General features: G+C 55.3%; 18 protein-coding genes. 11 read left to right on the top strand and 7 right to left on the bottom strand.

The annotated features are described in order from the left end of the window. Window positions 1-3,309, top strand: a 3,309-nt coding sequence (locus tag BP822_RS08215) for a tetratricopeptide repeat protein (RefSeq protein ID WP_286878104.1), incomplete at its 5' end; no start/stop codon positions are given. On the opposite strand, the gene BP822_RS08210 is transcribed toward BP822_RS08215, so the two are convergent. Genes BP822_RS08210 through cobD form a run of 4 tightly spaced genes read right to left on the bottom strand, consistent with a single transcriptional unit; the run spans window position 3,306 to window position 6,234 of the window. Beyond that, window positions 3,306-3,956 (bottom strand): hypothetical protein, encoded by a 651-nt coding sequence (locus tag BP822_RS08210; protein ID WP_157863690.1) that lies wholly within the window; start codon window positions 3,954-3,956, stop codon window positions 3,306-3,308. The two genes, BP822_RS08215 and BP822_RS08210, sit on opposite strands and share 4 nt — an antisense overlap. Window positions 3,957-3,995: 39 nt before the next feature. Beyond that, complete coding sequence (locus BP822_RS08205; RefSeq protein ID WP_013719069.1) at window positions 3,996-4,913, bottom strand: cobalamin biosynthesis protein; 918 nt, start codon at window positions 4,911-4,913, stop codon at window positions 3,996-3,998. After that, the gene (locus tag BP822_RS08200; RefSeq protein ID WP_052297531.1) at window positions 4,910-5,152 is read right to left on the bottom strand and encodes a cysteine-rich small domain-containing protein; all 243 of its coding nucleotides are present in this window, start codon (window positions 5,150-5,152) and stop codon (window positions 4,910-4,912) included. The genes BP822_RS08205 and BP822_RS08200 overlap by 4 nt, the downstream gene beginning before the upstream one ends. After that, on the bottom strand, window positions 5,140-6,234 hold the full coding sequence (gene cobD / locus BP822_RS08195; RefSeq protein ID WP_052297530.1) for a threonine-phosphate decarboxylase CobD: 1,095 nt from the start codon (window positions 6,232-6,234) through the stop codon (window positions 5,140-5,142). The genes BP822_RS08200 and cobD overlap by 13 nt, the downstream gene beginning before the upstream one ends. Before the next feature lie 234 nt (window positions 6,235-6,468). Here cobD and cdhA point away from each other — a divergent pair, with 234 nt between their 5' ends. From cdhA to BP822_RS08150, 9 genes are all read left to right on the top strand, one after another. Continuing rightward, window positions 6,469-8,886, top strand: coding sequence for a CO dehydrogenase/acetyl-CoA synthase complex subunit alpha (gene cdhA, locus BP822_RS08190; RefSeq protein ID WP_048131971.1), 2,418 nt, complete (start codon window positions 6,469-6,471; stop codon window positions 8,884-8,886). Window positions 8,887-8,905: 19 nt separating this feature from the next. After that, on the top strand, window positions 8,906-9,469 hold the full coding sequence (cdhB, locus tag BP822_RS08185) for a CO dehydrogenase/acetyl-CoA synthase complex subunit epsilon (protein WP_013719067.1): 564 nt from the start codon (window positions 8,906-8,908) through the stop codon (window positions 9,467-9,469). A 40-nt stretch (window positions 9,470-9,509) separates the two neighbouring features. Beyond that, on the top strand, window positions 9,510-10,916 hold the full coding sequence (gene cdhC / locus BP822_RS08180; protein ID WP_013719066.1) for a CO dehydrogenase/CO-methylating acetyl-CoA synthase complex subunit beta: 1,407 nt from the start codon (window positions 9,510-9,512) through the stop codon (window positions 10,914-10,916). Window positions 10,917-10,948: 32 nt separating this feature from the next. After that, window positions 10,949-11,119, top strand: coding sequence for a hypothetical protein (locus tag BP822_RS08175; RefSeq protein ID WP_157863689.1), 171 nt, complete (start codon window positions 10,949-10,951; stop codon window positions 11,117-11,119). An 84-nt stretch (window positions 11,120-11,203) separates the two neighbouring features. Continuing rightward, window positions 11,204-11,377, top strand: coding sequence for a hypothetical protein (locus BP822_RS08170; RefSeq protein WP_157863688.1), 174 nt, complete (start codon window positions 11,204-11,206; stop codon window positions 11,375-11,377). A gap of 13 nt (window positions 11,378-11,390) precedes the next feature. Further along, window positions 11,391-12,149 (top strand): AAA family ATPase, encoded by a 759-nt coding sequence (locus BP822_RS08165; RefSeq protein WP_013719065.1) that lies wholly within the window; start codon window positions 11,391-11,393, stop codon window positions 12,147-12,149. A gap of 11 nt (window positions 12,150-12,160) precedes the next feature. Next, complete coding sequence (gene cdhD / locus BP822_RS08160) at window positions 12,161-13,513, top strand: CO dehydrogenase/acetyl-CoA synthase subunit delta (protein ID WP_013719064.1); 1,353 nt, start codon at window positions 12,161-12,163, stop codon at window positions 13,511-13,513. 5 nt (window positions 13,514-13,518) lie between these two features. After that, window positions 13,519-14,934, top strand: coding sequence for an acetyl-CoA decarbonylase/synthase complex subunit gamma (gene acsC, locus BP822_RS08155; RefSeq protein WP_013719063.1), 1,416 nt, complete (start codon window positions 13,519-13,521; stop codon window positions 14,932-14,934). Window positions 14,935-15,038: 104 nt separating this feature from the next. After that, on the top strand, window positions 15,039-15,440 hold the full coding sequence (locus BP822_RS08150) for a hypothetical protein (RefSeq protein WP_013719062.1): 402 nt from the start codon (window positions 15,039-15,041) through the stop codon (window positions 15,438-15,440). 27 nt (window positions 15,441-15,467) lie between these two features. On the opposite strand, the gene BP822_RS08145 is transcribed toward BP822_RS08150, so the two are convergent. Next, complete coding sequence (locus BP822_RS08145; RefSeq protein ID WP_286878103.1) at window positions 15,468-16,181, bottom strand: class I SAM-dependent methyltransferase; 714 nt, start codon at window positions 16,179-16,181, stop codon at window positions 15,468-15,470. A 116-nt stretch (window positions 16,182-16,297) separates the two neighbouring features. Here BP822_RS08145 and BP822_RS08140 point away from each other — a divergent pair, with 116 nt between their 5' ends. Beyond that, on the top strand, window positions 16,298-16,732 hold the full coding sequence (locus BP822_RS08140; protein WP_013719060.1) for a flavodoxin domain-containing protein: 435 nt from the start codon (window positions 16,298-16,300) through the stop codon (window positions 16,730-16,732). A gap of 314 nt (window positions 16,733-17,046) precedes the next feature. Here BP822_RS08140 and truA read toward each other — a convergent pair whose 3' ends face one another. Both truA and BP822_RS08130 read right to left on the bottom strand, forming a co-directional pair. Further along, window positions 17,047-17,862 carry a tRNA pseudouridine(38-40) synthase TruA gene (truA, locus tag BP822_RS08135; RefSeq protein ID WP_286878102.1) on the bottom strand — a complete coding sequence of 272 codons (816 nt, stop codon included), beginning with the start codon at window positions 17,860-17,862 and terminating at the stop codon, window positions 17,047-17,049. A gap of 55 nt (window positions 17,863-17,917) precedes the next feature. After that, the gene (locus BP822_RS08130; protein ID WP_286878101.1) at window positions 17,918-19,207 is read right to left on the bottom strand and encodes a 3-isopropylmalate dehydratase large subunit; all 1,290 of its coding nucleotides are present in this window, start codon (window positions 19,205-19,207) and stop codon (window positions 17,918-17,920) included. Between the last annotated feature and the right edge of the window lie 19 nt (window positions 19,208-19,226).

The raw sequence follows: 19,226 nt of genomic DNA, 5'->3' as shown, positions 1-19,226 counted from the left end.
CCAAGGGACAAAAAAGGGCGGATGGAGGCTACCAGCAACCTGGCAGAGCTCTGCCAGATTCAAGGCGATATGGAAAAGGCGGAGAAGCTGTATCAGACCATTCTGAAGGAGAGGGAGCTGTCGGATGATCCCGTGGGGGCAGCTCGGGCTCTTGCCTCCCTCGCTAGCATCTACTCTCAGACCGGCAACGGCAAGAGGGCCCAGATCAGCCTGCAATCAGCCAGCCATCTGCTGGCCGATCTGAAAGATCAATCCGGAGCGGCAGAGATGCAGTGCCGTCTTGCTGATATCTATTTTCATGAGGGAAGGCTAAAGGAAGCTCTGGAGCTCTATGGCCGGAGCTTGGCGGCATTGCAGAAGGGCCATCCCTCTCTCGCCTCCAAGGCCCTCTGCCGGATGGGTCAATGCTTCCTGGAGGACGGGAATTGGACCCTGGCAGAAGACCACCTTCAAAGGGCAATAGCGATCATGAAAGAGCATAAAGATTCCTCCTCCCTTGCCCGGGCTCTGGTTATTCTGGCGGGCGTTCACCATAAGCAGGGGCAGTTGGAAATGGCACTGCAATGCTCCCGGGAGAGCCTGAAGATCAGGGAGAGATCCAAAGATCTGAGTGGATCTGCAGAGGCTCTGAATTGCATTGCCAGGATCTGCTGCGACTGCTCTGATTGGCCGGAGGCGATCGAGTGCTACCAGAGGGCGGCGGATCTCTTCATGGAAATGGGCGAGGTGACAGCAGCGGCTGAGGCCCTATCCAATCTGGGCGGCGTATATCATCTGAAAGGAGATCTGGATGTTGCCCTGCAGATGTATTCTCATGCCTATAATTCATTCTGCCAGCAGGGAGACAGACAGGGTGCATCGATGGTCCAGTCTAACATCGGCCTTGTCTATCAGAGCAGGGGCGATCTTCACCTTGCGGGGGAGTTCTTGGAAAAGAGCATTGCCACAAAGGAGGATCTGGGGGATCAAATTGGTGCTGCCGGCAACAGGCTGAGCCTGGGGCTGATCTATCAGCTCGGAGGGGAGTGGGATCAGGCCCAGTCCTGTTTTGAAGGGGCGGCCAGGGCATTTGAGGATAATGGGGACCTGCGGGGTCTGGCTGCAGCGGAGAACAACCTGGGAAACCTCTACTCCGATCGAGGGGATCTCATGCATGCCATCTTATGCTACCGTCAGGGCCTGGAGGCGAGGCGTGTTCTGAACGATGGGCACGGCATGGCAGTTACCCTGGGAAATCTGGCAGGCGTCTATCTTCAGTCTGGGGAGGAGGAGCGAGCAGAGGAACTGTACCAGCAGAGCATAGATGGCTTCAGGGAACTGGGTGACGCTCGAGGGGAGGCTAGATCGCTCTATGGCCTGGCAAGGAGCATGGCCGAGAGAGGCGATCTGGAGGGAGCACTGGAGTGCTACCGAAAATGTCTCGATCTGCAGATTGTGGGAGGGGACTCTAGGTCGATGATCGAGGCGCTCGAGTCCATGGTAAATCTGCTCCTGAGAAGGGGTAGATGGCAGGAGGCTCTGACCAGGTATGCTCAGGTTCTGGAGGCCCTCCGTTCCAGAGATGATCTTTCGGCAGTGGCGGCAGTCCAGTGCGCTCTGGGAAATCTCCATGCCGATCTTGGCCAGTGGGATGAGGCCCTGGAGGACTACAATGAGAGCCTGGCGATTATGGAGGGGCTGGGGGACGAGTACTCCGTTTCGGTAGCCAGGAACAACCTGGGCAATATGTGCTACCGGCAGGGTGACTGGGCCGCTGCCTTAGAGAACTATCGCTTGAGCCTGGAGGGCTTCGGGAAGGCAGGGGATATGGAGAGCGAGGCCTCGGTCCTGAGCAATGTCGCAGGCCTCTGCTATAAGAGAGGTCAGTGGGCGGATGCTCTGGATAGCTATAGCAAGAGCCTGAGCCTCTTTGAAAAGCTGGAGGACTCAGCCGGCATTGCCCAGGTGCTGGGAAACATGGGAAACCTCTACCACCGCCAAGGAGAGCGCGATCTAGCAGCAGAGCACTTTCAGAGGGCTCTGGAGATATACCGGCGCCTCAAGGATCAAGCGGGCGCGGCGGAGATGCAGGCCAGCATCGATATGATCCGGGCAGGACGGGGCGAGATTTCCCCTGATATCGAGGAGTACAAGAGACAGCTGGAGGAGTTGGAGGAGACAGGCGACCTCTCCGGCCAGGGGGAGGTCCTTTCAGCCCTCGCCGGCAGCTACACAGATAGCGGCCAGTGGGCAGAAGCCATTGCCTGCTATAAGAGGAGCGTGGAGAGGTTTGACCAGACTGGAGAGGTCTACAACCGTGGCCAGGTTCTCTTCAATATGGCCCTGGTCTACAAGGATATGGGAGACCTCAACCGGGCCAGAACGCTATTTGATGTGGCTTTGGACATCTTCCAGGATCTAGATGCCCTGCCCTGTGTAGCTTCAGCCAAATTGAACCTGGGAATCATCTCCGGCCAGATGGGCAGATCGGATGAAGCAATTGAGCTTTTCTCCCAGTCAATAGGCATTCTGGAGGGCCTGGGGGCATTGCCCGATCTATGTGAGGGCTACATCGCCGCCGCTCTGTTCAATATTCAAGAGGGGCATTCGATGCAATCCCGCTTCTATCTCTCCCAGGCAGAGACTCAGGTCTCTCGCACTGACTATCCGCCTTTGAAAATCCAGCTTTATAGAGCTCAGGGAGAGCGCTTTCTTAAGGATATGCTCTATCCGGAGGCAAAGAGCTGCTTTGAGAAGGCCCTGGCTTTATCTCGGAAGCTGTCTCTCTCCTATGAGGAGGCAAAAGCCATCTCATCTCTTGGTCGGCTAGCCCTGGCCAGCGGGGATTATGAGGATGCTCTAAGAAGGATGAAACAGGCTCTTGTGATCTTCGGCCGGCTGGGTGCATCGCTGGATCTCATAGAGGTCTACCGCGATATGACCCTCCTCTTCTTGGCTCAGGATGATTATCAGCGAGCAGAAGAGATGGCCATGTTGAGACAGCGCCAGGCCAGGATTCTGGGACATGCTGATCTCAGTCTCCTGGCTACCGTCGATCTGGCGGAGTGCGAAGCCCGCACCGGAAAGAAGGAGGAGGCACGGGCGGACTATGCCGGTGCATTGCGGCTGGCCGGGAAGGAGGGGGATCGGATTCCTTCATCCACCATCCGCCAGATCTCAGAAAAGGCGATAGAGTTCCTGGAGGCTGAAGCGTCTCAGCCGGAGGAAGGCCGTCAGGCCAGCCTACTGCGAGAGAGGCTTGGAGAAGAGGATTATGAGAAGCTTCTGGAGGAGCTTCCCCATAAGCTGGAATGCAGAAGAATTGGCTAGAGGCCCGAATCCATCATGGAGGGGAGAAGGCTGAGCTGGAGGTCGACCTTGGCCAGATCCTGCCTGATATGGGGATCTTTTAAGAGCAGCTCCAGCTCAGTCAGCCTGCCGATCACATCGCCCAGCCGGGCTCCCTTGTGCTCGCTCATATTGCGTATCGGTGCATAATATATCTGTCCGCCATTGCCGTCAGCCTCTACTCCGAAGAAGTCCTTGCCATAGAATCCCTTGAACCTTTCGATTATGGGCTTGTAGACGTTCTTTATCGCCGGGATATAGAACTCCTCCAGCATCACCTGAACCATTCTGTTCTTTGTGTCTGCCACCCTGAAGCGTATGTATCCCTGGCCGTGAATATAATTTCCGTAGTTGATTGAATACTTTATGCGAGAAGTGAGGTCAGTCTTCAGGCTCAGGATGAACTCACAGGTATCATCGGTCTGAGAGGGATCGAGGTTTAGGAAGTACCTGATGAAGAGCATAAAATTATTATTAAATATGATTAGAATGTGATTTTCATCTTCCTTCGAGCTGTTGACCAGTATCTCTGCGACATCCCAGCCGAAGAGCTTTTTAGCCTCTTCTTTGCCAAAATCATGAAAGGCAAACTCTTGAACTTTCTCCAGGAGATCTTGCATGGTTTCCATTCTCATTTACTCCATCCTCGAATTGGATAAACATTATGGTTATAGGAGCAGGCAGATGAACGCCGCTGCCAGTGTGAGGGCGATGGCCGACTGGACGAGGCCTGTGGCCCGGAATATATCCCTTGTCTCTGGATTCGGATTCTCTCCCAGCAGGATATACTGGCCAGGCTTCTCTAAGCGGATTTTCAGGCTCCCGGCAGCTGCGGCCATGGGCCAGCCGGAGTTGGGGCTGGGGGTGGCGCTGTGATATTTAAAGGCTTCTCTAATGGCCGAGCGGGCGCCTCTCGGTCGGGCCAGGGCGATCAGGATTATGCTTAATCGAGCGGGAATCCAGTTCGCCAGGTCGTCCAGCCTCGCTCCAGCATATCCCAGCTCCTTCAATCCAGGCTTCTTGTAGCCGATCATCGAGTCCATGGTGCTGATGGCCTTGAAGGCAATGGCCGCCTCCAGGCCCAGGCCTATGGGTGCGAAGAGAATATAGTAGAATATGGGGGAGAGAATGGAGTCCACATAGTTTTCAGATAGCGACTCTATCACCGCTGAGCTGGCCTGGGCAGTTGTTAGGGTGGAGGTGTCCCTTCCCACCAGGGCGGGCAGCATCTTCTTTGCTTCTTCCATATCCTGGTCTATCATCCTGCCGATATTGCTGGAGGTCTCCAACAAGCATCTGATGGCAAATGTGGACTTCAAGAGATATGCTCCTACCAAGAGAGGCAGCACGGGCATAACATGCGCCGCCCTGACCAGCAGATGAGCCGCCAGAACTGAGACTGCAATCACGGTTATGGCCAGCAGGATGCCCTGCACCTTAGTGGGCCCCGCCCGGGCGCGCAGGAAGGAGATCAGTCTGCCGATCCAGACCACGGGGTGAACTCGAACCGGAGGCTCGCCGATCAGTATGTCAAAGGCCACCGCTAAAAGAAATACAGTTAAAGCCTCCTCAATGGCCAGGGTCATAGCCGCTCCTCGAGGCTCTTCCAGACCTGGGAGATGGGCAGGCCCTGCAAGAGCCCATCCAGCACCATCTCAGCCACATCTTTTTGGTGAACGATCTGGCAATTCTCACAGCACCAGGAGCCATCTCGCTCAAAGCCTCCCGTTCTCACATCCCGGCAGGGGTAAAATGGGCAGAAGCATAATGAGCAGTCCTGCTCGGGGTGGTGGCAGGGAAACCTCTCGCAGCTCAGTCTTTGCATCTTAATGCCCTCTCCAGGACATCGATTAGCCGCTCGTTATCCTCGTGGCCTCTCACTGCCACCCGGATGTAGCTCTTCTCCAGGCCGAAGGACTGGCAGTCCCGCACCAGAACGCCACGGGCCATGGTGCGCTCTGCCAGGACGTCCGAGCCAAGGCCCGCCGATTCGATATTCACCAGGATGAAGTTGACCTGACTTGGCAGCGGATCCAGGCCCAGATTCTTCAGGGAGGGGATCAGATAATTCAGCTCCTCGGCTATCAGCTCTCTAGACCTGGTCAGGTGATCCTCACATCCCAGGAGATATTCTGCTGCAGCGGCGGCAATGGAGCCGATGGACCAGGGGATCTTTGCCCGGTTCATGATTCCAGCTAAAAGGGGATTGGTCACGCCGAAGCCCAATCTCATCCCCGGCACTCCAAAGGACTTGGTCAGGGATCTCATCACAAAGAGATACTCCCTGCTGGGAGCAAGCTGAGCTACGCTCTCCTCCGGGCGGCTGAGCTCTATGAAGGCCTCATCCACCAATAAGAATACCTCTGCCTCCTCGCATCTGTCCGCCAGATCGTGAACCTGATTTTGGGAGAGCAGCCGTCCGGTGGGATTATTGGGATTGCAGAGGAAGAGGGCTTTGGCCCGGTGTAGGTCGGAGTCGCGAAGGAGGGGGGTGCCATCCTTACCAATCGCCAGCCTTTCCGTCCTGCCTCCGGCGAGCTGTGATTGATTCTCATACTCTCCAAAGGTGGGGGTGGGGATTATTGCCAGGTCCCCCTCTTCCAGCACAGCCTCCGCGAATATCCTGATCAGCTCAGATGATCCATTGCCTGGAACGATGCATCCCGGATCGACCTGGACGAAGCGGCTCGCTGCGCGACAGAATCCCTGGTAGCTGCTGTCAGGATAGTGGCCGACCTGCTTGAGCTCTCGGCTGACCAACTCCTTCAGGGGGGGCGATCCCAGGGGATTGATATTGGCGGAGAAGTCCAGCGGCTCAGCCCCCAATCTTCTCTTCGCTTCCTGCACCTTGCCCCCATGCTTGCATTCGGCAGCATTGACAAAGCTCTTCCGCAATCGATTTTTCATAGGTCGTTGTGGCCTTCAATGTATTGGCATTTCAAGCTTGTGGGCAGAGTACACTTCATTAACAATAGTGATCTTATTGAGTCGCTGTTAACTGAAAATTTATTTATAAAATTAATACTATGATGTTTAATCAAAATTAATAAAATTCTATATTAACTGGTATCCGAAAGTGTTTTATCTACTCTATGCGAACTCAAGCGGCGTATATCAAAGGAAGAGGAGGCTAAGATTCCGATGGCAACAAGAGAAGGCAGCTTTTCGGTTGAGGACATGAAGAACGTCCAGATCAACATAGGAGCTGTCGTAAAAGAAGAGGATGAATGGGACCAGGAGATGGGCCCCTTCCCCAAGCCAGGTGTGGCAACGCTTCGTGACTGGGACTTCAAGATTTGTAACCGGTACAAGATCATGTATTCACCGGCAGATGATACATGCACCCTCTGTACCTATGGACCATGCGACCTGACCGGCAACAAGAAGGGGGCCTGTGGCATTGACATGGCCGCTGCCTGCGGTAAGATCGTTCTGGTTGCGGTTTTAATGGGAACCTGCGCCCATACTGCTCACGGCAGGCACCTTTACCACTGGTGTCTGGACAAGTTCGGAGATATGCCCTTCGATATGGGCAGCGAGATCCTGGTGGATGCGCCCCTCACTCGCACCATCCTGGGGATCAAGCCCAAGTCGCTCAAGGACTTCGGCGAGGCCCTGGAGTATTGCGAAGAGGAGATCGTGCAGCTCCTGGCGGCCACTCACACCGGTCAGGAAGGCTATTTTATGGACTTCGAGTCCAAGTCGCTGCACGGCGGCATGATCGACTCCCTGGGCAAGGAGATCTGCGACATGCTGCAGACGGTGGCTTACGATATGCCCCGCGGCGCAGCCGATGCACCCCTGGTGGAGATCGGCATGGGCACCCTGGATCAGAACAAGGGCGTTCTCATCGCCTACGGCCACAACCTGGCAGCAGGCGCAGAGGCCATGATCTATGCCGAGAACAATAATCTCTGGGACAAGGTTGACATAGGCGGCGTATGCTGCACCGCCATTGACCTCACCAGGATCACTGAGACCGGCAGGGAATCCAGGATCCCCCCCAACCTGGGACCCAAGGCCAAGGTGGCTGGTGCCATGGGCTGGTGGAGAAAGATGGTTCGCGCCGGAATCATGGATACAGTGATTGTGGACGAGCAGTGCGTATTCTGCGATGTGCTGGAGGACTGCCAGCAAAGGCACATCCCCGTCATCGCCAGCAACGACAAGATCATGCTCGGCCTGCCCGACAGGACCAATGACTCAGCCGATGCCATTGTGGAGGATCTGGTCAGCTTCAAGATGCCCGGTGTGGCAATCCTCGATCCAGTAAAGGCCGGAGAGGTGGCCATCAGGACCGCGGTTGCAGTCAAGCCCAAGCGCGAGCAGTACAAGAAGGAGAGCCTCTTTACCGAGCAGCAGTTCAAGGATACCCTGGCAACATGCACAGAGTGCAATCAGTGTGCCTTCGTCTGTCCGCCCCACATCAGGATCAGCGAGATGATAAGCGAGGCACTGAAGGGCAATCTGGAACCATTCTCCTCTACCTATGAGGTATGTGTGGGCTGCCAGAGATGCGAGCAGACCTGCCCCCAGGAGATTCCCATACTGAAGCTCTATGAGTATGCCAACCGCGAGTATATCAGGAACCAGAAGTTCAAGATGAGAGCGGGCAGGGGACCTGTGCTCGATACCGAGATCAGAAAAGTTGGTGCACCCCTGGTTCTTGGCCAGATTCCGGGAGTTATAGCGCTGGTAGGATGCTCGAATTATCCCAACGGCACCAAGGAGTGCTACGACATCGCCAAGGAGTTCGTTGACAGAGGCTACATCGTCGTTGCCACGGGCTGCATGGCCATGGACATGTCCCTGTATAAGGATGAAGATGGCAAGACCATCTGGGAGCAGTACGAGGGTGCCTTTGATGGCAGGAACATCTGCAACATAGGCTCATGTGTGGCCAATGCCCACATTCATGGAGCAGCAATCAAGGTGGCAACCATCTTCGCTCACAGAAATGAGCGTGCCAACTACGATGATATCGCCGATTATATCATGTCCAAGGTCGGAGCATGCGGCGTGGCCTGGGGAGCATACTCCCAAAAGGCAGCATCCATCGCTACCGGCGTTAACAGGCTCGGCATTCCAGTGGTTGTTCAGCCAAGCTCAGTCATATACCGCAGGACATTTATGGGCAGGACCGACAAGCCCGAGGACTGGATGGTCATAGATGCCAAGAACGGCAATATGCAGCAGATCGAGCCAGCACCTGAAGCCATGCTCTATATCGCCGAGACCAAGGAGGAGGCCATGCTGGAGATGGCAAAGCTCTGCTTCCGCCCGTCTGATAACACCCAGGGCAGAGGAATCAAGCTGACCCATTACTGCGATATCTCCATGAAGTACTTCGGCAAGCTGCCCGATGACTGGCATCTCTTTGTCCGCGATGTCAAGGATCTGCCCCTGAACTACCAGACGCAGATGATGAAGGAGCTGGAGGAGAAGCACGGCTGGAAGATCGACTGGAAGGCGAAGAAGTTCATCTCCGGACCGCTCAGGCCCGCAGACGTCAGCTTCGATCCCACGAACATCCCGCGCAAGATAAGGGCCAAGAAGTGAGGACGAGGAGGAGATAGAAATGGCAGCAGAAGTTAAGAAGGGCATTGACACCACCAAGAATCCCATTCCCTTTGAGATGGCTCAGATCCCTGGGCCAGAGATGGCGAAGACCTATTTGCCGAAGGTAATCGGCGCGATCATCAGAAAGGCGAAGAGGCCTCTGCTCGTGGTAGGAGCAGAGCTCTTCGACGATCCCGTGATGTTCGATAAGATGATTGAGATGGGAAAGATGGGAATTCCCATCGCCGCCACGGCGCATAGCGTCAAGGGCTTTGTGGATAGAGGCTACCTGGAGAACGTCTATCAGATCGGCCTGCATCCGTTGACCAACTTTTTGAGGTTCCCCGACTGGAAGGGCCTGGATGGACAGGGACAGTACGATGTGGTCATATTCCTGGGCATCTACTACAAGTTCGCCAATGGCATGCTATCCACATTGAAGAACTTCAACCGGGACATCAAGCGCGTCTCCATAGACCGCTACTATCATGTCAATGCCGATATGACCTTCGGCAACCTGGCCTTCAATCCGGACGACTATCACGCAGCCGTAGACGAAGTAATCGCAGCGATGAAGAAATAGAGTTTATCCTATAACAGAAGAAAACAGAAGAGGTGTATTAATGGCAGATATAAAGTTGGACATATCCCCCATGTATGAGGGCGAGAGAATCAGAAAGGACGATCTATGGGTAGAGCTTGGCGGTCCCAAGGCAGATGGATTTGAGCTGTCGCTTGCCACGCCCATGGACGAGATTGAGGATGGAAAGGTAACAGTCATCGGTCCGGATCTGGGAGAGACCCCTGAGGGCACCACCATGCCCTTCGGCATGATCTTCAGAGTCGGCGGCGAGAAGATCGAGAAAGACCTGGAGTCCATCATCGAGAGGCGCAACCATGCCCTGCTCTCCTATATAAGTGGCCTCATGCACCTCAACCAGAGATACGATATCTGGATGAGGATTGGCAAGGGTCTCAAGAAGAAGGGAGTCACCTCCTGGAAGGAGGTCTACGCCCCGGTCATCGACCTGTACAAGGCAGAGATGCCATTCATTGAGAAGATGGACATCACCATCGTCACCGATCCAGCAAAGGTCAAGGAAGAGCTGGCCAAGGCCATGGCCGTATACAAGACCCGCGATGAGCGCGCCAAGGGACTGCACGATGAGGATGTGGATGTCTTCTATGGCTGCACTCTCTGCCAGGCATTCGCTCCCACCAGCGCCTGCGTGGTCACCCCGGACAGGCCATCACTGTGCGGAGCTATCACCTGGTTCGACGGCAGGGCTGCCGCCAAGGTGGACCCAGAGGGCCCCCAGTTCGCCATTGAGAAGGGATCGGCGATGGATGAGGTCAGCGGCGAGTATGAAGCCATTAATCAGATGGCTGAGCAGAGGTCCGGCGGCGAGTACAGCAGAATGCTCCTCTACACATTCTTCGATGCACCCCACACCTCCTGTGGCTGCTTCGAGACCATTGGATTCTATATGCCTGAGGTTGACGGCATCGGCCTTGCCGATCGTGACTTCAAGGGCGCAACCCCCAACGGACTGCCTTTCTCCACCATGGCAGGACAGACCGGCGGCGGCAAGCAGGTCGTGGGCTTCCTGGGCATGGGTATTCTCTACTACTTCTCCCCCAAGTTCCTCCAGGCGGATGGCGGCTGGAGAAGGATCGTCTGGATGTCCAAGGGCCTCAAAGAGAGGGTAAAGGAAGGCATTGATGCTGACATGATGGACAAGATCGCCACCGAGGACGATGCCAAGGACATCGCAGCCCTCAAGGCATTCCTGCTCAAGGTCAACCATCCCGTGGTGGATGGCGTCACCAGAAAGGTGGACAACAAGAAGATCACCGAGGGCTGGAAGCTTGAAGAGGTCGATGATGATATCAAGGGGAAGGTCATGGCCTATATCGAGAAGACCGGCGGAGACATCAACATGGATACCGTCAAGTCCGAGCTTGCCCTGACCGAAGGCCAGTTCATGCAGGTCGTCGAGGCCTTGCAGGAAGACGGCGTGCTCGAGTGAGCAGATTCAAATTTAAGAGAGGGTGTTAAACTATGCAGCTAAAACTGAAACCCAAGGCACCTGCAGCGGCGGCTCCAGCAGCCGCACCTGCAGCAGCAGGCGCAGCAGCACCAGCCATAAGCATGTCCGGCAGCGCCGGCGGCATAAAGCTGATCCTGAAGGATGCCAAGATAAGCATAGATAAGGTAGTACTCGCCAAGTAGAGTACCGCCTTTTTCTCCCTTTTTTGGGAGATGCGGTTTTCCTGCGAGTGCGATTATCTGATCAAAGAGTGAGGGAGAGATATTATGCAGCTTAAGCTTAAGAAAAAGGAAGCGGCTCCGGCCGCAGCAGCAGCACCTGCAGCAGGCGCAGCAGCTCCGGCTTTCGCTATGCCAGCAGCAGCATCGGGTGGAATGACCATTGAACTGAGGGGCGCATCCATCCACGTAGCGGAAGTTGTAATAAAACCGAAAAAATAAGGAAGGCTAGACTTTGGGGAAAGTAATAGCGATAACAGGTAAAGGCGGCACCGGCAAGACCGCAGTGACCGCAATGCTCATCAGACACCTGAATAACTCTGAAAAAAAGTTTCGAATCCTTGCTATCGATGCCGATCCTGATGCCAACCTGGCAGATGCGCTGGGCGCTAAGGTGGAAAAGACCGTTGGCGACATGAGGGAGTTCATGCAGGATTCCCGGTTCACATCTTCACCGGACACTGATAAGCAGGCGCTTTTCGAGGCTAAGATCTTTGAGATCCTTTTGGAAGAAGATGGTTACGATCTTTTGGTGATGGGCAAGCCCGAGGGTTCTGGATGTTACTGTTATGTCAATAATCTTTTGCGAGCCATTATGGATAAGACCGCCAAGGATTATGATCTGATTGTAATCGACTCGCCCGCGGGCCTCGAGCATTTCAGCAGGAAAATTTTTCCAGACCTCGACGACCTTATCGTCGTAACTGATGAGTCCAGAAGAGGGCTTACCACCGGCGAGAGGATTCGGGACATTGCCCGCGAGATGGGACTGAAGTACAAGGATCTGTATGTGGTTGTGAACAAGATCACCACCGGAAGGCGGGATAAGGTCATCGAGAACGCAACCAGCCTGGGCCTTACTGTTATCGGCACTATCCCCTATGATGAAAGCTTGGCCAAATTCGATTTAGTGGGAGATCCATTGACCGGCCTGCCCGATGATTCGCCTGCAGTTAAAGAGATGGCGAATGTCGTCGGGAAACTGGGCCTGTGAGGGTGATTCGAATGGCAGACAAGATCACTTTATCTGACCTGAATAAGACATTAACAGAGATGAATGTTCAATCCCTCGAGGGACTGAAGATCGAGGGAGATGTTGAGATAGACCTGGACGTGGGCGCAGGTGGCGTAGGCCCGCTCTTCGCATACTACTTTGGAGAGCAGGCAGCCAAGATCGCCATGCAGCTCATGGACTTCGCCAAGGCAGTGGGATATCCAGTACAGAACCTGATGCAGCCGGTGGCTGTCGCTCAGGCCATATCCCCGGCGCCTAAGGACATAGCAGCAGCCGCTGCCGCAGTCCCCGCTTTTAAGGTGGCCTCGGCGTTAGCCAGCGCCAAATTCAGCGTGGGCGTTGACAAGACCTGGAAGCATCCCATCCAGGAGGTAACCCTGGGAGCGACCAAGGCAGACGGCGGGAGCCGCGGCCATGTGGTAAAGCTGGGCGGCGAGAAGGCCATGCCCTTCTTCCCGGATGCAGCAATGCCCCATGCCCCCAAGATCACCATGGACGTCTTCGACATGCCCATCGGCATGGCCAAGGCAGTCAAGATGCATTATGAGGATGTAATCAACTCACCAGGCGAGTGGGCCAAGAAGGCAGTCAGGGATTTCGGCGCCGACATGGTCACCGTTCACCTGATCAGCACTGATCCGCTCCTCAAAGACACTTCCGCCCAGGATGCAGTCAAGACGGTAGAAGAGGTCCTGCAGGCTGTGGACGTGCCCATCTGCATCGGCGGATCAGGCAACCCAGACAAGGATCCAGTAGTGCTATCCAAGGCAGCTGAGGTCGCACAGGGCGAGCGGGTTCTTATCGCTTCCGCCAACCTGAACATGGACTGGGAGAAGATCGGCAAGGCCTGTGTGGACAACGGACATGTCTGCCTCGCCTGGACCCAGCTGGAGATCAACTCTCAGAAGGAGCTGAACAGAAAGCTGATGAAGGTGGCTGGTGTTCCGCGCGAGTCCATAGTTATGGACCCGACAACCGCTGCCCTCGCCTACGGCTTGGACTTCGCTTACTCCAACATGGAGAGAATAAGGCTCGGCGCTCTGAAAGGCGACGATGAGCTGACATTCCCCATGTCCTCCGGCACCACCAACGCCTGGGGTGTCAGAGAGTCCTGGATGGTCCGTTCACCGAACAAGGACGACTCCGACTGGGGAGACAGAATGCTGAGAGGCCCGATCTGGGAGATTCTGACCGGCTACTCTCTGGCCATGGCTGGAGTGGACATCTTCATGATGATGCATCCAACGGCGGTCGCATATCTGCATGAGATCACCCAGTCTCTGATGGGAAGAATAGAGGCCAAGACGCCTGAAGCCAATGCCTGGCTCAAGATGGGGGTGTGAGGAACATGAAGGAAACAAGCCCGCTTAACCTTTACAAGCAGCTTCCACAGACCAACTGCAAGAAGTGCGGAGAGGAGACCTGCATGGCCTTTGCCGCTGGCCTGATCGCCAGAACCCGCAAGGTAGAGGAGTGCACTCCGTTAATTGAAGAGAAGAAGTACGCCAAGAAGCTTGCGACCCTCAGGAGCACCGTCGCTCCCGAGCTGAAGATGGTCTATGTGGGGGTCGGAGACAAGCAGGTCAAGGTAGGTGGCGAGGACGTCATGTACCGCCATCAGATGACCTTCTTCAACAAGCCGCCATTTGCCTTTGATGTTGCCGACAACATGGAAGAGGCAAAGCTCATAGAGCGGGTCAAGAAGATCACCACCTGGCGAAAGTTCTACATCGGCAAGTGGCAGGGCGTGGAGATGATTGCCGTCCGGTCTGTGACCGACGATCCGGCCAAGTTCGCCGCCTGCGTCAAGACTGTCATGGCCAATGGCAATGGCTTCCCGCTCATCCTATGCTCCTTCAATCCGGCTGTTCTCAAGGCAGGCCTGGAGGTCGCATCCAAGGAGAAGCCACTCATCTATGCCGCAACAAAGGACAACTGGAAGGAGGTTGCTCAGCTGGCTTATGATTACAAGGTCCCAGTCACATTGAGCGTTCCCTTCGACCTGGATGGCCTCAAGTCCATGGCCGTCACCTTCGCCGAAATGGGACTGACCGATTTGGTCTTAGACCCCGGAACGGCACCCAACGGCAAGATGCTGCAGCAGACCCTCACCAATTTCATCAACCTGAGAAGAGCTGCTGTAGAGGAGGCCCAGAGGGATATCGCCTATCCGGTAATGGTCCTGCCCATCAACGCCTGGCTGACCACCGATGATCCGGTTCGTGCTGCTTACTGGGAGTCAGTGCTCACCGCAGCCTTCGTCATTCGCGGAGGTGCGATCATGATCAAGCACTCCACAGAGCCCTACAGCATGATGCCCGATATGCATCTGCGCTTCAACATCTACACCGATCCGAGAACTCCGGTGCAGGTCAAGCCCGGCATCTACAAGGTCGGCAATCCCGGACCGGAGTCGCCAGTCTTCCTGACCACCAACTTCGCCCTGACCTACTACACAGTGGAGTCGGACGTGGCCTCAAATGGCATCGATGCTTACATCATCGCCATCAACACCGATGGCATAGGCGTGCAGGCATCTGTCGCTGGCGGCCAGCTCTCCCCGGTCAAGATTCAGGACTCCTTCAACGAGGCAGGCTTCGACTGGGCCGGTCAGAAGTACCCGGCCATGGTCCTGCCCGGCATGGCAGCCAAGTTCTCAGGCGAATTGGAGGACCTCTTCGCAGGCAAGGCCAAGATCATGGTCGGCCCAGAGGACTCCGGACGCATCATCGGCTGGATGAAGGACTTCTGGCCACCCAAGTAAAGCGAACTCGAAAAAGGGTATTGCATGTGCCCCAAAGCGGGCACATACTCTTATTTTATGGCTTCTTGATCTGAAAGTCAATTTCAGGAGGAAAACGATCTTCTATGTTAGCCCTAAAAAATTCTGCTTTGAGCCTGGCTCTGATGCTCTTCATTCTGGCAGGAAGCGCCCAGGCCCAGCCGTCTGATGGGGCGGAGGTCTATCTGGGTGAACTCGATCTGCTGGCAAATATCAACTCCACGAATTCCAGCTTGATAAACAGCACCCTCATAAATAGCACAGCGGCCAATAATTCCACATCGATCGATGTCGCTCTTGCCCTGCCCCAGAACCTATCTGCCTCCATCGGAAAAGAGGTTCTTGACCTCACCAGCTATGCAAGAGACAGGGTAAACAAGAGCCTGGCCGGCTACACGAATATCATGTATCCCATCACCGGCTCTCGGGGGACCACAGCCTCTACCTCAGGAGGAGGAGGCGGTGGAGGTGGATGCGGCTGCGGTTAGCTTCCCGCGCGTCAATTTTTGCGATGTCTATATCTTTTTGCATAGATACAGGCCTAAGAACCCCTCTTTTTGTTCCTCTCTCTCGATCACAAACTCCGCCCTCTCGATCAAGCCGCGCATGATCCAGTCCATGGTGGAGAATTCCTTATTGATGTGGCTGGTCATACTCTGGGCAAATCCAGGACCAGCCTTCTCCATCGTTTTAGATATGAACCTCTCTATCTGCCTCTCATAGTCGCCCGGATCGAAGGAATAGACGATGTCCCTCAGACAGAGCCTTCCTCCCGGCCGCAGCATGCTGGCTATGTTCAGCAATGCGATCTGTTTCCAAAAATCTGGCAGGTGGTGCATGGCTATCTGGCTGACGATGGCGTCAAGCGGCCCGTCATGGTGGTGGTAGGTGAGAAAGCCGCCGACTAGGAAGCTGATGTTGGAGATTCCCTGCCCCTGGGATTTTTCCCGGGCATACTGGAGCATCCCCGGGGATATGTCGATGGCATAGACCCGGGCGCAACGGCGGGCGGCGGCCAGGGCGAACTCGCCAGTGCCTGTTCCTATTTCCAGCAAGGAATGATGGGGCTTGATCTCCAGGAATGATAGGATCTCCTCTATCTCCCCCTGGATGTCTCTGAACCTTTGCATATTTCGGTCGTAGGATGGGGCGATGGCATCGAAGTCCATGCCGGGATGGTCCGGCTCGTGGTAGCACCATTCGGGTGGAGGTAGTCTATCTTCTTGCATTGAGTTCACCTTTGAAGCTCGCATAGAGCATGGGTTGTCATATCTAAAAGTATGTAAAATGTGGCTCAACAAAAATTAGTTATAAAATGCAGGATAGGTTATCTAAGGGGATCGAAATGCCAAAGATAGCTATAATCTACGCCACAGGCATGGGAAGGACAAAGAAAATGGCAGAGGCCATAGCCAGCGGGGCAATGACCATCGAAGGGACTGATGTATTGCTGAAAGAAGTCTATGATGCATCTTTAGATGATATAGCGGACGCAGATGCAATCGTTCTTGGTGGCTCGACTTATAACTATAAGCTCATCAAGTCGATGGATCCATTCTTAAAAGAGATGGTAAAGCTCGACTTGAACGGGAAGGTGGGAGTGGCATTTGGCTCGCATGGGTGGAGCGGTGAGGGAGTTGTAACCTTGATCGCCCGCATGAAATCCTTTGGCATGCGAGTAGTGGAGCCAGGGACGACAGCCATACAGGTCCCGGGCAAGGAGGATATTGAGAAGTGCTTCCATCTGGGAAGAACGATCGCTGCGGGACTGGGAAATTAGGTCCCTTCCCGGATGGCTGAGAAAGAATGCGGGATGCACTGAGGCTCAGGAGATAATTCAATTCTCCTGCAACTGTTTGCTCCTGGCACCAGAGCTTCAGGCTGCATCCTTCCGCCGGCTGAGCTGCTTTATCATCTCTTCCTGGCTTGCCCCTTGGCCTAGCAGTTCTTTAAGTCGGCTCTTCGCTATATGGGCGATTTAAGGTAGGGAAAATGGCCTTTTGTTCCTCTGTGTCTCTGTGGTTGGGTCAGAGCATAGCGGTTCACCACAGAAGGCACGGAGACATAGAGTTTTTCCGATTCAAGTTCACCCCTTCAACTCTCATCCGGGCGACATACCTCCATCGCCCTCTCCAGCTCCAGCGCTACCATTGCCCCTGCCATCCTCTTCTGCACCGTCCCTGCCAGCATCCGGCCCGCCCGGGCCCGAGAATACTGGTCCACTTGCCAGTCCAAGCCATCGTAGCCCACTTCCATGAGAATCAGCCCCTCTGCTGGGGCGGTAGGAGCGCCGTGGTTCAATTCGGGACGGAGGAGATCCTTAAACCAGCGCATATCCTTCTGGCCTGAGCCCACCTTTTCGGTGGCTCCCACGATCTTTCGCACCATATTCCACAGAAAGCCGTCTGCCCGGATGTCGAAGATGAAAAGGCCGTCTCTCTCTCTTATCTCCAGCTTTTGCACCGTCTTTACCGTTCCCACCTTGGCGGAGGAGAAGTTTCGAAAATCGTGCTCCCCCAAGAGCATATCCGCTGCCTCTTCCATTAGATCCCTGTCCAGGCCGGGGTGCCAGAGAAGATACTGGTACTCCCGCCAAAGGGCATTCCAGCGGGCAGAAAAGCCCACTGGGGCGATGGACCATGCCCAGGTCCAGATGTCCCGGGGCAGCCTGCCGTTCACGCACCGCGGCCTGGTCAGATCGATTTTATCCTCATCTATCCAGAAGTCGATCACCTGGCCCAGAGCTGAGACTCCCCGGTCCGTCCGGCCAGCATAGCAGAAGTCACCGTGGATGACCCCTATCTGGGCCAGCGCCCGTCGGACCTGGCTGTCCACAGTCACCCGGTCGGGCTGCTTTTGAAATCCATAATAGTTATCTCCCAGATAGGCGAGCTTGAGGGCGACCTTCATCCTGATCTTATCCTGAAAAAAAAAGATGGATTGGCTGGCTATTCCTTGATCCCTCTCAGATCTCCCTGGGATCGGTGATATAGCCGGTAATGGCGCTCGCTCCTGCGGTGGCGGGGGAAGAGAGGTAAACGAAGGCCTGGGGGCTTCCCTGCCTGCCCACGAAGTTGCGGTTGGAGGTGGCCAGACAGCGCTCTCCTGCCCCCAGGAGGCCGAAGCTTCCTCCCATGCAGGGGCCGCAGCAGGGCGACTCCACCATCGCCCCCGCCTCCATGAACCTCTCCACCAGGCCGGCTCGCAAGCATTTCATGTACTCATCCCGGCTGGCGGGGACCACGATCATCCGTACTCCTTTGGCCAGGGGCTCATTCTTCATCATCTCGCTGGCAAGCTGCAGATCCTCGAATCGGCCGTTGGTGCAGGAGCCCAAGAATACCTGATCGATCCGGGTCTCGGGAACCTGGCTGATGGGCAGGACGTTGTCTACATTATGGGGCATGGCGATCTGCGGCTCGAGATCGGATACATTCCACTCCCTCCGGGAGAATGCCGCATCCTCGTCTCCCTTGACGAATCCTGCCTCAATTGCCTCCCGATCCTGGACTCGTCCCTCCAGGTAGCTCTTCGTCGTCCCGTCCGCCGGGAAGATGCCCACCTTGGCCCCCATCTCTATGGCCATGTTGGAGACCGTCATCCTCTCAGGGATGCTCATCCTCTCCGCTGCCTCACCCCGGAACTCACAGGCCAGATAGTTGGCCCCGTCGGCACCTATATCGCCGATGATGCGCAGGACAGCGTCCTTTGATGTTACTCGGGAGGGCAGTCGGCCCTCGATCATTATCTGGAGGGTCTTGGGCACCATAAACCAGAGCTTGCCGGTGGCGAAGACCGAGGCCATGTCAGTCGAGCCGACGCCGGTGGCAAAAGCCCCAAATGCTCCATAGGTGCAGGTGTGAGAATCGGTGCCCAGAATCACGTTTCCGGGAAGCACATGCCCTTTCTCAGGCATCACCTGGTGGCATACGCCGCAGAAGATATCGTAGTTGAGAATATCCTGTTCGGCAGCAAACTTGCGCAGCTGGATGTGGTTTTCTGCTGCCTTCAGGCTGTCTGCCGGGACCTGATGATCGAAGAGAAGAACGATCCTGGTTGGGTCCCAGACCCGGGCATCCCTGCCTGCAATCTCATAGAATCCCTTCACTGCCAGGGGGCCGGTTATATCATGAATCATGGCGCCATCTACATTCGCCATGACGAACTCGCCCGCCTTTACCTCTTTGTTTGCCGCTCTGGATAATATCTTCTCAGACAGGGTTTGGCCGCTCATGGTGACTCTGTTGCCCTTCATGATAATAAATCTTGACCTT

Source organism: Methanosaeta sp. UBA458, assembly GCF_002496085.1.
GTDB lineage: Archaea > Halobacteriota > Methanosarcinia > Methanotrichales > Methanotrichaceae > Methanothrix > Methanothrix soehngenii.
The sequence above is the reverse complement of the archived record's forward strand: the minus strand, read 5'-3'. Positions and strand labels throughout refer to the sequence as shown.

Excerpts from the sequence above, each read along its gene's own strand:
- BP822_RS08175 (WP_157863689.1), top strand. The coding sequence starts at position 10,949 with ATGCAGCTAAAACTGAAACCCAAGGCACCTGCAGCGGCGGCTCCAGCA.
- BP822_RS08205 (WP_013719069.1), bottom strand. The coding sequence starts at position 4,913 with ATGACCCTGGCCATTGAGGAGGCTTTAACTGTATTTCTTTTAGCGGTG.
- cdhC (WP_013719066.1), top strand. The coding sequence starts at position 9,510 with ATGGCAGATATAAAGTTGGACATATCCCCCATGTATGAGGGCGAGAGA.
- BP822_RS08200 (WP_052297531.1), bottom strand. The coding sequence starts at position 5,152 with ATGCAAAGACTGAGCTGCGAGAGGTTTCCCTGCCACCACCCCGAGCAG.
- cobD (WP_052297530.1), bottom strand. The coding sequence starts at position 6,234 with ATGAAAAATCGATTGCGGAAGAGCTTTGTCAATGCTGCCGAATGCAAG.
- BP822_RS08140 (WP_013719060.1), top strand. The coding sequence starts at position 16,298 with ATGCCAAAGATAGCTATAATCTACGCCACAGGCATGGGAAGGACAAAG.
- BP822_RS08170 (WP_157863688.1), top strand. The coding sequence starts at position 11,204 with ATGCAGCTTAAGCTTAAGAAAAAGGAAGCGGCTCCGGCCGCAGCAGCA.
- BP822_RS08145 (WP_286878103.1), bottom strand. The coding sequence starts at position 16,181 with ATGCAAGAAGATAGACTACCTCCACCCGAATGGTGCTACCACGAGCCG.
- acsC (WP_013719063.1), top strand. The coding sequence starts at position 13,519 with ATGAAGGAAACAAGCCCGCTTAACCTTTACAAGCAGCTTCCACAGACC.
- BP822_RS08130 (WP_286878101.1), bottom strand. The coding sequence starts at position 19,207 with ATGAAGGGCAACAGAGTCACCATGAGCGGCCAAACCCTGTCTGAGAAG.
- cdhD (WP_013719064.1), top strand. The coding sequence starts at position 12,161 with ATGGCAGACAAGATCACTTTATCTGACCTGAATAAGACATTAACAGAG.
- cdhB (WP_013719067.1), top strand. The coding sequence starts at position 8,906 with ATGGCAGCAGAAGTTAAGAAGGGCATTGACACCACCAAGAATCCCATT.
- truA (WP_286878102.1), bottom strand. The coding sequence starts at position 17,862 with ATGAAGGTCGCCCTCAAGCTCGCCTATCTGGGAGATAACTATTATGGA.
- BP822_RS08150 (WP_013719062.1), top strand. The coding sequence starts at position 15,039 with ATGTTAGCCCTAAAAAATTCTGCTTTGAGCCTGGCTCTGATGCTCTTC.
- cdhA (WP_048131971.1), top strand. The coding sequence starts at position 6,469 with ATGGCAACAAGAGAAGGCAGCTTTTCGGTTGAGGACATGAAGAACGTC.
- BP822_RS08210 (WP_157863690.1), bottom strand. The coding sequence starts at position 3,956 with ATGGAAACCATGCAAGATCTCCTGGAGAAAGTTCAAGAGTTTGCCTTT.